Below are 14,734 nucleotides of genomic sequence, written 5' to 3' on the forward strand. Positions count from 1 at the left end.
CGGGCGGTCACCTGTGACGATCTCACCCGGGGCACAGCCGCCCCGCAGCACCGACAGTCTGGAGTACCCGGTGTCGACGACGACATCCCGCCGACGACGCGGCCTGCGCGCCGCCGTCGCCGCGACCCTGGCGACCGCCCTGGTCGCCGTGACCGCCGCCTGCGGGGTCACGCGCGGCGACGACTCGACCGACCTCGACATGTGGATCCCCAACAGCCCCGGCGGCGGCTACGACCAGACCGGCCGCGCCGCCGTCGGCGTCCTGGACCGCGACGGCATCACCGGCGGCGACATCCAGGTCACCAACATCCTCGGCGCGGGCGGCTCGGTCGCCATGTCGCGCCTCATGGGCGAGGCCGGCAACGAGCGGCTCCTCATGACGCTCGGGCTCGGCGTGGTCGGTTCCACGTACTCGTTCGGCGTGGACGCCCGCCCCCACGACGCGACGCCGATCGCCCAGCTCATCGAGGAGCAGGAGGGCGTGCTCGTCCCCGCGGACTCGCCGTTCGACACCATCGACGACCTCGTCGCCGCGTGGGAGGACGACCCGGGCTCCGTGGTCGTGGGCGGCGGGTCGTCGCCCGGCGGCCCCGATCACCTGTTCCCCATGCAGCTCGCGAAGGCGACCGGCGTCGACCCGAAGGACCTGCGGTACGTGTCCTACGACGGCGGCGGGCCGCTGACCAGCGCCCTGCTGGGGCACAAGATCCAGGTCGGGTTCTCCGGCCTCGCCGAGTTCGAGGGGCAGATCGAGGCGGGCGAGCTGCGCGTGCTCGCCGTCTCCGGCGAGGAGCGCGTCGCCGGGGACGCCTTCGCCGACGTCCCGACCCTCACCGAGTCCGGCATCGACCTCGTCTTCACCAACTGGCGCGGCGTCGTCGCCCCGCCCGGCATCAGCGACGAGGCGCGCGACCGGCTCGTCGACTACCTCACCCGCATGCACGACTCGCCCGAGTGGGAGCAGGCCCTGGCCGACAACGGCTGGACCGACGCCTTCACCACCGGCGACGACTTCGAGCGGTTCCTGCGCGAGCAGGACGAGCGGGTGTCGACCACCCTGAAGGAGCTGAACCTGCTGTGAGCACCGAGGTGGAGACCCCCGACGCGGGGCCGGCCGGCGAGGAGCCACGAGGCGCGGGCACCCCGCGCGTCGACGCCGCCCAGTACGGGCTGGCGGCCGTGCTGCTCGTCGTCGGCGCCTACACGGTCTACGACGCCATCCAACTCGAGGTGGGCTTCGCCGACCCCGTGGGGCCGCGCGTCTTCCCTCTCGTCATCGGCGCCGGCCTGGCCGTGACGAGCATCCTGCTGGCCGTGGCGACGGCGCGGGGGTCGCGCCCCGAGCCGGAGGCCGGCGAGGACGTCGACGTCACCACGCCCGCCGACTGGCCCACGGTGCTGAAGCTGGTCGGCGTCATCCTGCTGACCGTCGCCACCGTGAGCTGGCTCGGGTGGGCGCTCGCGGGCGCCATCCTCTTCGCCGGGTCGGCGTGGGCGCTCGGCAGCCGCACGGTGATCCGCGACGTGCTGGTGGGCCTCGTGCTCGCCGTGGCCAGCTGGTACGGCTTCGTCGTCGGGCTGGGCATCCCGCTCACCCCCGGCGTCCTCGACGGGATCCTGTGAGGCTCTGATGGACAACCTCGGACTGCTGGCGGACGGCCTCGCCGCCGCCCTCACCCCCATGAACCTGCTGTACGCCGCGGTGGGCGTGCTGCTCGGCACGTTCGTCGGCGTGCTGCCCGGCATCGGGCCGGCGATGGCGATCGCGCTGCTGCTGCCCGTGACGTTCGGGCTGGAGCCCACGCAGGCGTTCATCATGTTCGCCGGCCTGTACTACGGCGGCATGTACGGCGGGTCGACGACGTCGATCCTGCTCAACACGCCCGGCGAGTCCGCGTCCGTGATGACGGCGCTCGAGGGCAACCTCATGGCCCGCGCCGGGCGGGGCGCGCAGGCACTGGCGACGGCCGCCGTCGGGTCGTTCGTGGCCGGCACGATCGGCACGCTGCTCGTCGCGATGTTCGCGCCCGCGCTGGCCGACGTCGCCGTCGAGATCGGCGCGCCGTCGTACTTCGCGCTCATGGTGCTGGCCCTGGTCATGACCGCGACCGTGCTGGGCGCGAGCCCGCTGCGCGGTCTCATGTCACTGTTCGTCGGCCTCACGATCGGCCTGGTGGGGCTGGACCTCAACACCGGGCAGCCGCGCCTGACGTTCGGCGTCACGCAGCTCGTGGACCGCCTCGACATCGTCGTGGTGGCCGTCGGCATCTTCGCCCTCGGCGAGGCCCTGTGGGTGGCGGCGCACCTGCGGCGCAAGCCCGCCCGCGTCGTGCCGGTCGGTCAGCCGTGGCTGGGGCGCGCGGACCTGAAGCGCTCCTGGAAGCCCTGGCTGCGCGGCACCGCGTACGGGTTCCCGTTCGGCGCGCTGCCCGCGGGCGGCGCCGAGCTGCCGACGTTCCTGTCGTTCGTCACCGAGCGCAGCCTGGCGAAGCGCGGCGTGGCCAAGCGGCGGGCGGACGCCAAGGACGAGTTCGGCCGGGGCGCCATCGAGGGCGTCGCCGGTCCGGAGGCCGCGAACAACGCGTCGGCCGCGGGCATGCTCGTGCCGATGCTGGCGCTCGGCCTGCCCGTGACGGCGACGGCGTCCGTGATGCTGTCCGCGCTGCAGGGGTACGGCATCCAGCCCGGCCCGCAGCTCATGACCGAGCACGCCGACATGGTGTGGACGCTGCTCGCCAGCCTGCTGATCGGCAACCTGCTGCTGCTCGTGCTCAACCTGCCGCTCGCGCCGCTGTGGGCGCGGCTGCTGCGCATCCCGCGGCCCCAGCTGTACGCGGGCATCCTGTTCTTCGCCTGCCTGGGCGCCTACGCCACCAACCTCGACCCGTTCGACATCGCGCTGCTGCTGGTGTTCGGCCTGCTCGGGATGGCGATGCGCCGGTTCGGGCTGCCCGTGCTGCCGCTGATCCTCGGCGTCATCCTCGGGCCGCTCATGGAGACCAAGCTGCGCGAGGCGCTCACCATCTCCGGCGGCGACCCCGCCATCCTGTGGAGCGAGCCGCTCGCCATCGCCATCTACGCGGTGCTGGCGCTGGTGCTGCTGACGCGACCGCTGCTGTCGCGGTGGCGGAACAGGACCGAGTCGCGGATCGCCGCGGAGGCGGACATGCAGGAGGCGGACGAGACCGTGACCGAAGGGAGCGCCCGATGACCGCCGCGCAGGAACCGGTGCAGGAGCAGACCCCGCCCCCGGCCGACGGCTGGGTGGTGGTGGCCTGGACGCCCGACGAGTTCGGCGACGCCGCGCTGGAGCACGCGATCGCCTGGGCCGCCGAGGGTGCCGCCGCGGGCGGGCGCGGAGTCGCCGTCGTCAACGGCACCCGCGGCGACGCCTTGGTGGACGAGCGGTTCGCCGCCCCCGGCGGGCTCGCCGACCTCGCCGAGCGGCTGCGGGGCACCGGGCTGCCGCACGTCGTGCGGCAGGAGATGGGGCGCGACGTCGCGGAGCAGGTGCTCGATGTCGCGGCCGAGCTGTCCGCGCGCCTCGTCGTCGTGGGGCTGCGGCACCGCAGCCCCGTCGGCAAGCTGCTCATGGGCTCCGTCGCGCAGCGCATCCTGCTCACCGCCGCGTGCCCCGTGCTCGCCGTGAAGCCCGGGGAGCGGCCCGCCTGACGGCTCGAGATCGCGTGTAAGTCGCCGCCCGGCCGGGACACTACGTCGTGTGAGCACCCCCGACGACGCTCCCGACGGCGCAGCCGCACGGCGCGAACGGCTGTCCGCGCTGTGGGGCGCGCACGCCGTCCGTGTCCAGGCGTACCTGTGGCGGCACACCGACCCGGACACCGCGCAGGACGTGCTCTCCGAGACGTTCCTCGTCGCGTGGCGCCGCCTCGACGACGTCCCCGACCCGGCGCTGCCGTGGCTGCTGGTCGTGGCACGCAACCTCGTGCGCAACGCGCACCGGGCCGCGCGGCGCCGTCGCACGCTCGACGACGAGCTCGCCGGCCTCGCGGCCTCCGCTCCCCTGCCGGAGGCCGCCCCCGAGGCCCTCGTCGTCGAGCGCGACACCCTGCTGCGCGGCCTCGCCCGCCTCGGCGAGCGGGAGCGGGAGGCAATCCTCCTCGTCGCGTGGGACGGCCTCGCACCGACCGACGCGGCCGACGTCGCCGGCTGCAGCACGGCGGCCTTCCACGTCCGACTGCACCGTGCCCGACGGCGGCTGGCCGGTTCCGCCGACGGCACGCCCGCCGCCGCGACCACCGCCCTCCGCTCCACCGCGTCCACGAGGAGGTCCGCATGAGCCCCGCAGAGCTGGACGAGCGGCTCGCCCGCCTCGCCCCCACCGCCTCGCCCGACCCCGAGCGGCTCGACGCCGCCCGCGCTGCCCTCGACGCGGCCGTCGACGGTACCGGTCCTACCCGCAGCCGACGCGTCGGCGACGCGCACGTCCTCGACCTCGACCACGCCCGGTCCAGCCGTCACGACGACGCCGACGGCGACTTCCCGCTCCCCCTGGTCGACGACGACGTCGTCGTGCCGCTCCGCCGGGGCCGCACCGCCCGCGAGCACCGGCGTCGGCGCGTGCAGCTCGGCGCGGCCGCCGCCGGCGTCGTCGGCGTCGTCGCCGTCGGGCTGGTGCTGACGCCGCGGCCCGCTCCCGGTCCGGCGTCACCCGAGGAGTCGTGCGCCGCGAACCTCACGGCGTCGGTGGTGCCCGAGGGACTCGTCGCCGACCTGCGCTGGCAGACGATCGCGTACCAGTCGGACGAGAGTTCCGACGTCACTCTCCTGCGCACCGACGGCGGGGAGCTGTCGGGGTTCTGCGCCGAGTCCCGGGGCCACGGGGGGACCACGAGCACGATGGGGTCGTGGCCCGCCGGACCGGACGACCCTCCAGGTCGGGACGAGATCCTGCCTGCCGGAACGAACGTCGACCCGTACGGCTGGTCCGTGCTGTGGGGCACGACGGGCGGGGACGTCAGGTCAGTCGACCTGCATGCCGAGTGGGACGAGTCCGTGGACCGCTCGTTCCGCGAGGAGAACGGCCTCGGCATGCTCACCGAAGCACGGTTGAACGACGGCTTCTGGTCGGTGTTCCTCGCGCCGGGCGAGATTCCTGAAGGGGCGAGCATCACGCTCACGTGGCACCTCGCGGACGGCACGTCCCGGTCGGCGCCGCTGCTCTCGGCGTGGGACGCCCGCGGAGACTTCGCCGGTCAGCGACGCACCGCCTGTGTCCCCGGCTGGCGCGGCTACGAGACCGTCGTCGACGACCGGCGCGGGGACTATGGCGTCACGATGGCCGCGGACCGAGCGAGCGGTGCGCTCACCAGCTGCGTGCAGGAGGCCGAGGCCCCGTACACGCCGCTGGTCACCTCGGGATCCACTCTCCCCGAAGACCGACCGGCTCCGGACTGGGCCTTCGCTGTCTCTGGATCCGCTGGCGGCGTGGGGGCTCAGCTCGTCGGTCTCGCAGGCGAAGACGTCGCCCGCGTCGAGGTGCGGACCGCGGACGGCACCCGTCTCGTCGCGCCGGTGACGGACGGGTACTGGGTGGCCTGGAGCGCCGACCTCGTCGACCCGACGACCGCGGGCGAGGCGGACGAGGGGCCTTGGGACGGCGCCACCATGACCTGGTACGACGCCGACGACGAGCCCCTCGGCGACGCCCCTGTCTTTCCCTGACGGCCCCCGGCCGCGCGGGCCGTGCGCGCCGGTAACGGCTCAGTAACGGCGGCTCCTTAGCGTGCAGGCACCCTGCACCTGCCCCTGAGGAGCGCACACCGATGCCCCTGCCCCGACCGCCCCGGCGGCGCCGCGCCGCCTGGGCCGCGGCCACGTTGACGGCCGCCGCCCTGCTGACCAGCCCCCTCTCGGCCGTCGCCGACCCTGCTGTCGCCGCCGGCGACAGCCCCAAGGTCGACTCCGCGCTCGCCGGCGCCGTGAAGGGTGGCAAGGACGCCACCTTCTTCGTCGTCCTGAAGGACCAGGCGACCCTGGCCGCGCCGAAGGCGAAGCGGTCGCACGCCGCACGGGCCAAGGCCGCGTACGCCGAGCTGCGTGACCACGCAGAGACCAGCCAGCGGTCGCTCACCGCCTACCTCGACAAGGAGAAGGTCGGGCACCAGGACTACTGGATCGCGAACACCGTCCAGGTCACGGGGGACGCCGACCTGGTCGCCACGCTCGCGAAGCGTGCCGACGTCGCGTCGATCGTCAAGGAGCAGACCTACCACCTCGACGCGACCGAGGCGACGCCCGCGGGCCAGGTCACGACCGCCGACGACGACGCAACCCCGGAGTGGGGCGTCGCCGACATCAGCGCCGACGACGTGTGGTCGCAGTACGAGGACCGCGGCGAGGGCATCGTCATCGCCAACGTGGACTCGGGCGTCCAGTACGACCACCCTGACCTCGTCGCCCAGTACCGCGGCAACAACGGGGACGGCACGTTCACGCACGACTACAACTTCTACGACCCGACGGGCACCTGCACCGACGGCGTCCCGTGCGACAACAACGGCCACGGCACCCACACGATGGGCACGATGGTCGCGAAGAACGGCATCGGCGTGGCCCCGAACGCCACGTGGATCGCCGCGAAGGGCTGCGAGGCGAAGTCCTGCTCGGACGAGTCCCTGCTCAAGGCGGGCCAGTGGATCCTGGCCCCCACGGACTCGCAGGGGAAGAACCCCCGCCCGGACCTCGCGCCGAACGTCGTGAACAACTCGTGGGGCGGCGGCGAGACCACCTTCTACCAGGAGATCATCGAGGCCTGGAACTCCGCCGGGATCTTCGAGGCGTTCGCCGCCGGCAACTCCGGCGACGGCGCGACCTGCTCCACCACCGAGGCCCCGGGAGCGGGCACGCCCGCCTACGGCGTCGGCGCGTACGACGCCAGCGGCACCATCGCGGACTTCTCCGGCTTCGGCCCGTCGCCCCTCGACGGCTCGGCGAAGCCGAACATCGCCGCGCCGGGCGTCAACGTCCGCTCCACGTGGCCGGGCTCGAGCTACCTCGCGGAGAACGGCACGTCGATGGCGACCCCGCACGTCGCGGGCGCCGTCGCCCTGCTGTGGTCGGCAGCCCCGTCGCTCATCGGCGACATCGACGCCACTCGCGCGCTGCTGAACGACGGCGCCCGCGACGTCGACGACACGCACTGCGGCGGCACCGCCGACATGAACAACGTCTGGGGCGAGGGCAAGCTCGACGTCCTGGCCTCGATCGACCTGGCGCCCCACACCGCCGCGACGCTCACCGGCACCGTCACGGACAAGGACACGGACGCCCCGCTCCGGGGGGCCACCGTCACCGCGACGAGCGCCGCCACCGGCTCCCGGGCCGTCCTCACCGGCGTCGACGGGTCGTACCGGATCGTCCTGGCTCCCGGCACGTACGACATCACCGTGAGCGGCTACGGGTACGCCCCGCGGACGATCTCCGGCGTCGAGCTCGCCGACAGCGCCACCGTCGCCCAGGACGTCGCGGTCTCCGCCACGGCCACCCACGCGGTCACGGGCGCGGTGCTCGACGTGACGGGCGCGCCGCTCGCCGGCGCCACCGTGGAGCTCACCGGCACCCCGCTCGACGCCGTCACCACCGGCACCGACGGCACGTTCACCGTCCCGGCCGTGGCCGAGGGCGACTACACCCTGACGGTCCTGCCGCCGGCCCCCGTGCTGTGCAACGGCGACTCCCGGACCGACCTCACGGTCGACGGCGTCGAGACCCGCACGGTCCGGCTCCCGGCGCGCAGCGACGCGTCCGGCAACAGCTGCACGCCCGCGGACTACGCGTGGGTCAAGGGCACGGACACCGTGGCCCTGACCGGGGACGAGGACGCGGCGACGATCGCGCTGCCGTTCTGGGTCGGCCACTACGGCGTCGACTACTCCAGCGCCTCGGTCACCACCAACGGCCTGATCAACGTGCTGCAGCCCCGCCTCGGCGACTACGAGAACACGGCCCTGCCCGAGGAGACCGCGCCCAACGGGATCATCGCGCCCTTCTGGGACGACCTGACCCTGGACAAGAGGTCGAGCGTGCAGACGGCCACGAAGGGCAAGGCGGGCAAGCGCACCTTCGCCGTCGTGTGGACCAAGGCGAAGCTCGTCTCCGACGGCAGCCGCGTCACGTTCGAGGTGCTCTTCGACGAGGCCACGGGGGACGTGACGTTCCAGTACCAGACCGTGCCGGACGGCGGCGCGTCCGCGACCGTCGGCCTCGAGGACCAGTCCGGCTCCGACGCCCTCCAGTACTCGTTCGACCAGCCCGTCCTCACCGACGGCTCGGCGATCCGCTTCTCGCAGGGAGACTGACCATGCGACCCACCTCCACGCGGGCCAACCGGCTCGCCTCCACCCTCGTCGCGGCCGGGCTCGTCCTGTCCGCGGCGCCCCAGGCGCTCGCCGCCGGCGACGCCGACCCGCTGACCCTGACCGACGCCCAGGCGCAGGCGCTGGCCGACCGGATGGGCGCCGGCCTCGACGCCGGCGCGTCGGCCGACGTGTCGGCCGGCGACGCCGACGCGCCCGTCGACGGGGCGAGCGACGACGGGGCGGCCGCGGTCGACCCGAAGACGCCCGTGACCTTCACGGCCACGTCGTCGCTGGAGAACGTCCGAGGGCTCGGGATCACCCTTCCCGCGGCCGGGCAGAAGTACTTCACCCTGCACAGCCTGGGCAACGTCCAGCTGCACCGGGCGGACGGCAGCACGGTCTGGGAGCGCACCAACGCCTCCGAGTACGCGGACTGGAAGATCACGCCCGCCCGCGCGTGGGAGAAGGTCATGTACCCGCCGAACGTGCTCATGGGGTACAACGCGGTGAGCCCGTCCACGCCAGGGTCCGACTCCGGGTACGACACCGCGGACCTCACGGGCGACGGGACCCCGGACCTCGTCTTCACGGCGGCGGTCGGCATGAACCCGCCGGTCGGCGCGACGATCCCCGGCACGACGATGAAGGCCGGCACGGTCGTCACCGTGCTGGACGGCGCCACCGGGGCGACCGCGTGGTCGAAGGTCTACTCCTACGCCTCGATGGTCAAGGTCGTCGGCGACACCCTCCTCGTCGCGGACGCGCCGCGCACCAACCAGTACGCGCCCGCGGCCGAGACCGCGACCCTGACGGGCATCCGGTTCTCGTCCGCGGACGGCGTGCTCACGCCGTCGTCCACGTGGACCTACGACACGGGCGAGGCGGACGCCGCCTCCTGGGGCGGCGTCGCCGACCTCGGGGACGGCCACGTCGCGGTGTCCTGGAACACCCGCAAGACCGACACGGTCGACCCCCAGGGCCACACGCTGGTGCTCGACGTCGCCGACGGGGCAGCGGGCTGGACGAGCGGCGGCGACCTGTACGGACGGCAGCTGCACCTGGACGCCGCGCGCGGACGCCTCGTCGCCCTCGAGCAGGCCGACACGTCGGACGCGGTGGAGTACGCGGTCGTGGCCTACGACCTCGCCACCGGCGAGCGCTCGGTGCTCAGCACCCGCGTGAACGCCCTGGCCACCGCCCTCGAGATCGGCGACGCGGCGGCCGGCAGCGGCACGGAGTACGTGGTCAGCGAGTCCACGCTCGACGCCAACCTTTACCTCAACTCCAGCACCATCCGGGTGCTGAGCGGCAAGGACGGCGCCACGGTCCGGTGGGCCTCGACGACGAAGCGCCAGGGCGGTGCGGGCCACGACGCCCCCAGCACGTGGAGCCTGGACTTCGCCGACGGGATGCTCGTCGCCTCCTCGCAGGACGACACGGACATCGAGGGCGCGGGCAACCCCGGCGGCCTGCGCTACGGCGCGCTCACGGTCTACACCTCGACCGGCAAGGTCGCCTGGCGTCAGGACGGCGTCGCCGCCTCGCCCATGTTCCACCAGGTCTACCGCTCGGGCGGCACCGACTACGTCCGCGAGGTCGACCAGAGCCAGAACATCCGCACGTACACCCTGGCCAAGGGCAAGCAGAAGGACCTCACGCCGCTGCGGGGCGACCTGAGCTTCGCGAGCTCTGCCGACCTCGACGGCAACGGCAGGACCGACGTCGTCGCCGGCGGCGCCTCGGACGGCGTGTGGGCCTGGGACGGCCGCTCGCTGCTCAAGGGCGCGCCGAAAGAGCTGTGGCGCGCGACCGTGCCCGGCGAGGTGCACGACGTCGAGACCGGCGACGTCAACGGCGACGGCCGCCCCGAGGTCGTCGTGGCCGCGGACACCGCGACCGTGGTCCTCGACGGCGCCACCGGCACCGTCCTCACCACGATCGACGGCGGCGGCGCCTACGTCCGGTCCGTCACGGTGACGGACGTGAACGCCGACGGCAAGGACGAGGTCCTCGTGCCGACCGACGCGCTGCGCGCGTACGACGCCCGCGGCAGGGTCGTGTGGACCTACGCGGCGCCCACGGGATCGGGCGACGTGGTCTTCGCGGACACGGTGACCGGCGACGGCCAGGTCTACACCCAGTACTCCAGCGTCGGGTCGTTGACCATGACCGACGGGGGCGTGCAGGGTGCGGCGGCGATCGACGGTCGGACCGGCACCCCCACCTGGGAGTCCACCCCGGCCGCCCCGGCCACGGGAACGAACGGGAAGCTGTACGGCGCGGTGCTGCGTCGCAGCGTCTTCACCTCTCCGACGATCCCGTACGCGGACGGGCACGCCGTGGTCTACACGTGGATCACGTCGATCGCGAACGCGTCCGACAGCGACGTCGCGGTCGCCGAGCCGCGGGTCGTCACCGAGATCCGCGACGGCCGCACCGGCGAGGTGCTGCACCAGGCGGTCGGCGGCAGCCCCTGGTCGCACGACGGCTACTTCGTCGACGACGAGGCCGGCATGCTGTTCCAGCTGAGCTTCGGCACCTTCCGCGGGTTCGGCGCCGACGGCGCCGACACGTCCAGCTCGGTTGTCCAGCCGCTGCGCGGCGCGCAGTTCATCACCGGGCCGAACGGACGGCGGCTGGTGGCGGGCGGGACCGACGGCGGCCTCGGCGCCTGGGACCCGTCCCTGCTCACCACGGGCTGGCAGTTCCAGGGGAGCACCGGCTCGGCCTCCGTGCTCGGCGGGCGGAACTACCTCGCGGTGGACCTCGACGGTGACGGGGCGGAGGAGATGATCTCCCTCAACTTCGACCACCACGGCTACGACCGCATGGCCGAGCAGCTCGGCAGCCGAGTGCTGTCCCTCGAGGACAACACCCACCGGATCGCGACATTCAAGCTCTCCTGACCGTCTCGAACAGCGCATCACGAGGACCCCCGGGCATCTGCCCGGGGGTCCTCGGTCGTGGACACCGGGTGAAATCCGGCTCGATTACAGTGACGCGTCATGGAACCCGGCCCCAGCTCATCGACGGGCCCGGCCGCGCCCGGCGCCCCGTTGCTGCGGCTGCACCTCCTGGGCGGGTTCCGGGTGACCCGCGACGGCGGGCCCGAGCTCCCGGAGCGCTGGCCTCGTCCCAGCGCCCGCACGCTCGTGAAGCTGCTCGCCGTCTCGCCCGAGCGACGTCTGCACCGCGAGGAGGCGATGGACGTCTGCTGGCCCGACGCGAACGGGTCCGCCCAGGTGGGTAGCCTGCGCGTCGCTCTGCACGCGGCACGCCACGCGCTGGAGCCGGAGCTGGCGCCGCGGGCCTCGTCGTCGTACCTGGTGACGGACGGCGCGCTGCTGCGGCTCGATCCGGACGCCGTGTGGATCGACGCCGACCACGCCGAGGCGGCCGCCGTCGCGGCGCTCGCCACGCGCGACCCGGGCGACCTCGCCACCGCGCTCGCCCTGTTCACCGGCGAGCTGCTGCCCGAGGACCGCTACGCCACCTGGGCGCAACCCCGCCGCGACCGGATCGACGCGCTGCGCGAGCAGGTGCGGCTCGCCCTGGCGGCCGCGCACCTGACGGCCGGGGACGTCGCCGCGGCGGTGGCGGCCGCGGAGGCGGTGCTCGCGGACAGCCCTGCGGAGGAGCTGGCCCACCGGGTGCTCATCGAGGCGTTCCTGCGCCAGGGGCTGCGCCGGCGGGCGGTGTACCAGTACCACGCGTGCCGCGAGGCCCTCGACGCGGAGCTCGGCGTCCGGCCGGGCCCCGAGACGGAGCGCCTGCACCGCCTCGCCCTCGACGCCACGCCGTATGGCACACCGGACGGCGCCGCCCTCCCCGCGCCGCTGCGCGCCCCCGCGGCGTCACCGCTGCGCGGACGGGAGGCGGAGCTGGGACGGCTCCGGGCCGACGGTGGCCCGCCGGTGCGCCTGCTCGCCGGCGAGGCCGGGGTGGGCAAGACGCGACTGGTCGCCGAGGTCGCGCGGCGCGCCGCCGCGGACGGCGCCGCCGTGCTGTGGGGCGGGGGGCACGACGCCGAGGGGCACACGCCGTACGGGGCGTTCGCGGAGGCCCTCGACGGCTGGCTGGCCGAGCAGAGCGCCGGCGCGCGCGCCCGCGTCGGCGCGGAGCACCCGGAGCTGGCGGCCTTCCTGCCGTCGCTCGGCCGCGCGGACGCCGGCGGGCGCAGCCCCGAGGAGGAGCGGGACCGGCTGTTCCGCGGTACCGCCGCGCTGCTCGGCGACCTCGCCGCCGCGCGCCCCGTCGTCGTCGTGCTGGACGACCTGCACGCCGCCGACGCCGGGTCGTTCCAGCTGCTCGGCCACCTCGCCCGCCGGGCCGCCCGGGCGGGCACCGCGCTCCGCTTCCTCGTGACGCTGCGGTGGGAGGAGCTGCCCGACGGCGACCCCCGCCGCGTCGGTCTGACGTCCCTGGAGCGGGCCGGGCTCGCCGCGCCCGAGGAGGTGGGGCGGCTCGACCGCGCCGCGTGCCTCGCCGTCGCGGCGGACGCCCTCGGTCAGGAGGGCGGCGGGGAGGACGCGGACCGGGATCCCGACGCCGACGCCCGTCTCGGCCGGGTCTGGGACCTGTCCCTCGGCAACCCTCTGTTCGCCGCGGAGCTCGCTCGGGGGCTCCGCGACCCCGCCGGGCCCGAGGAGGACGGCGGCCACGACGTCGCGCCGCTCGGCGTGCGACAGCTGGTCGACGAGCGACTGGGGCGGCTCGACACCGACGCCCGGCAGGTGGTGGAGGCGCTGTCCGCGGCGGGCGGGGACGCCGCGCTCACCGAGCTGCTCGACGTCGCCGCCGAAGGCCTGAACCCGCCGCTGACGGGGGCGGCCGCCGCGGACGCCGTGGAGCGCGCGCTCGCGGCGTCGCTCGTGGAGGAGCGCGTGGTCGTCGTCGACGGGCGCGCCGAGACGGGCCTCGCGTTCCGCCACCCGCTGGTGCGGATCACCTGCTACGACCGGCTCAGCGCCGTCCGGCGCCGGAGGCTGCACGCCGCGTTCGCGCAGACCGTCCTGCGCCGCCGACCGGAGGCGGTGGACGTGCTGGCCTCGCACTTCGCCCGCACCGACGACCCCCGCGCGGCCGAGTACCTGCGCCGCGCCGCCGAGCGCGCCGCCGCCCTGTACGCGAACGACTCCGCCGACCGGTACTACCGCGACCTCGTCGCCCGCCTCGACGTCGACGCCGCCCGGGCGCGGCTCGACCACGGCCAGGTCCTGCGGCGCATGGGCCAGTTCGAGCAGGCGGTCCAGGTGCTGCGGCCGGCGCTCGCCGAGTTCTCGCGGCGGGAGGACCACGACGGCACCGTGCTCGCGGCGTCCCGGCTGGCCGAGATGCTCGCCCGCACCGGCGACCAGGAGGACGCCGTGCGGGTGCTGGAGGGTCATCCGGTGGAGCCCCGCACGTCGCCCGAGCAGGCCGCCGCCCATCACCTGGCCTGGGCCACGCTCCTGAGTCGGCTCGGGCGCCACGACGAGGGCGTCGTCGCGGTGGACCGTGCACTGCTGGCCGTCGACCACGTGCCGCCGTCGTCCCGCGACGGCCTCCTGGCCCGCGCCTACGCCCTGCGCGCGACGAACCTCGGGAAGTCGGGGCGGATCCGCGAGGCCGGCGAGGCGGCGGACATAGCCCTCCCCCACGCCCAGGCGTACGGCGACCCGACACTGCTCGGCAACATCCTCTCCTCGCAGCGCGAGAACGCCCGGCGGGCCGGTCGCCTCGACGAGTCGGTCGCGATCGGCCGCCGCGCCCTCGACCTGGTCGCACAGTCAGGCGACCCGGTCTCCGCGGCGTTCGAGCGGGCGAACCTCGCCGAGCTCCATCTGCTGCTGGGCGACGTGGACCGAGCGCGCGACCTGGCGGAGGAGGCGGTGCGCGGCGCCGAGGACGAGGCCGGGTGGCTCGTGCCGTACGCGCTCGCCGTGCTCGGCCGCGTCCGCACGGCCGAGGGTCGGCCCGGCGACGCCGGCGCCCTGTTGGAACGCGCCGTGGCGGCCGCCACCCTGCTCGCCGACCGGCAGGCCCTGCACGAGGCGAGCACCGCGCTCGCCGAGCTCGCCCTGCGCGAGCAGCGCCCGCTCGACGCCCTGCGCGCGCTCGACGGCGCCTGGGAACCCGTGCCCGTGCTCGCCGCCCGGTGCGCGCTGAGGACCGGTGAACCCGCCCGCGCCCTGGAGCTGTCCGCGGCGGAGGCCACGCGCGCCCACGGCACCGGGGAGCGGCTCGCGGAGGTCGACGCGCAGGTGGTGCAGGCCGCCGCCCTGCGCCGGCTCGGCGACACCGTGCGCGCCGACGCCGTGCTCGCGGCGGCCGCCGCGCTGGCCGAGGCCCTCCCCTACCCGGCGGGCGCGGCTGCTGCCGCCGACGCCCGCGGCGACCGCCCGGCGAGCCCCTGATCAGGCCGGACGGGCGCC

The 14,734-nt window shown here is 74.8% G+C and carries 9 protein-coding genes; all 9 read left to right on the top strand.

From position 1 onward, the window contains the following. Nucleotides 1-70 precede the first annotated feature (70 nt). The 9 genes from ACH443_RS12960 (at nt 71) to ACH443_RS13000 (ending at nt 14,716) form a co-directional block, all read left to right on the top strand. The gene (locus tag ACH443_RS12960; RefSeq protein WP_430557935.1) at nt 71-1,081 is read left to right on the top strand and encodes a Bug family tripartite tricarboxylate transporter substrate binding protein; all 1,011 of its coding nucleotides are present in this window, start codon (nt 71-73) and stop codon (nt 1,079-1,081) included. Continuing rightward, a complete protein-coding gene (locus tag ACH443_RS12965) occupies nt 1,078-1,623 on the top strand; it encodes a tripartite tricarboxylate transporter TctB family protein (protein WP_430557936.1) in 546 nt (181 codons plus the stop codon). The genes ACH443_RS12960 and ACH443_RS12965 overlap by 4 nt, the downstream gene beginning before the upstream one ends. 7 nt (nt 1,624-1,630) lie before the next feature. Next, complete coding sequence (locus ACH443_RS12970; protein ID WP_430590538.1) at nt 1,631-3,211, top strand: tripartite tricarboxylate transporter permease; 1,581 nt, start codon at nt 1,631-1,633, stop codon at nt 3,209-3,211. Continuing rightward, the gene (locus ACH443_RS12975) at nt 3,208-3,672 is read left to right on the top strand and encodes a universal stress protein (RefSeq protein WP_430590539.1); all 465 of its coding nucleotides are present in this window, start codon (nt 3,208-3,210) and stop codon (nt 3,670-3,672) included. Before ACH443_RS12970 ends, ACH443_RS12975 begins: the two co-directional genes overlap by 4 nt. Nucleotides 3,673-3,721: 49 nt before the next feature. Next, nucleotides 3,722-4,300 (top strand): RNA polymerase sigma factor, encoded by a 579-nt coding sequence (locus ACH443_RS12980; RefSeq protein WP_430557939.1) that lies wholly within the window; start codon nt 3,722-3,724, stop codon nt 4,298-4,300. After that, nucleotides 4,297-5,685 carry a hypothetical protein gene (locus ACH443_RS12985; protein ID WP_430590540.1) on the top strand — a complete coding sequence of 463 codons (1,389 nt, stop codon included), beginning with the start codon at nt 4,297-4,299 and terminating at the stop codon, nt 5,683-5,685. Before ACH443_RS12980 ends, ACH443_RS12985 begins: the two co-directional genes overlap by 4 nt. Nucleotides 5,686-5,786: 101 nt before the next feature. After that, nucleotides 5,787-8,321: a S8 family serine peptidase gene (locus ACH443_RS12990; protein WP_430590541.1), complete on the top strand. Its 2,535-nt coding sequence runs from the start codon at nt 5,787-5,789 to the stop codon at nt 8,319-8,321. A 2-nt stretch (nt 8,322-8,323) separates the two neighbouring features. Next, nucleotides 8,324-11,227 (top strand): FG-GAP repeat domain-containing protein, encoded by a 2,904-nt coding sequence (locus ACH443_RS12995; protein ID WP_430590542.1) that lies wholly within the window; start codon nt 8,324-8,326, stop codon nt 11,225-11,227. 99 nt (nt 11,228-11,326) lie between these two features. Continuing rightward, the gene (locus ACH443_RS13000; RefSeq protein ID WP_430590543.1) at nt 11,327-14,716 is read left to right on the top strand and encodes an ATP-binding protein; all 3,390 of its coding nucleotides are present in this window, start codon (nt 11,327-11,329) and stop codon (nt 14,714-14,716) included. The last annotated feature ends 18 nt before the right edge of the window (nt 14,717-14,734 follow it).

The sequence above is a fragment of the Isoptericola sp. NPDC019571 genome (assembly GCF_044389385.1).
In the GTDB taxonomy this organism is placed as follows: Bacteria; Actinomycetota; Actinomycetes; order Actinomycetales; family Cellulomonadaceae; genus Isoptericola; species Isoptericola nanjingensis.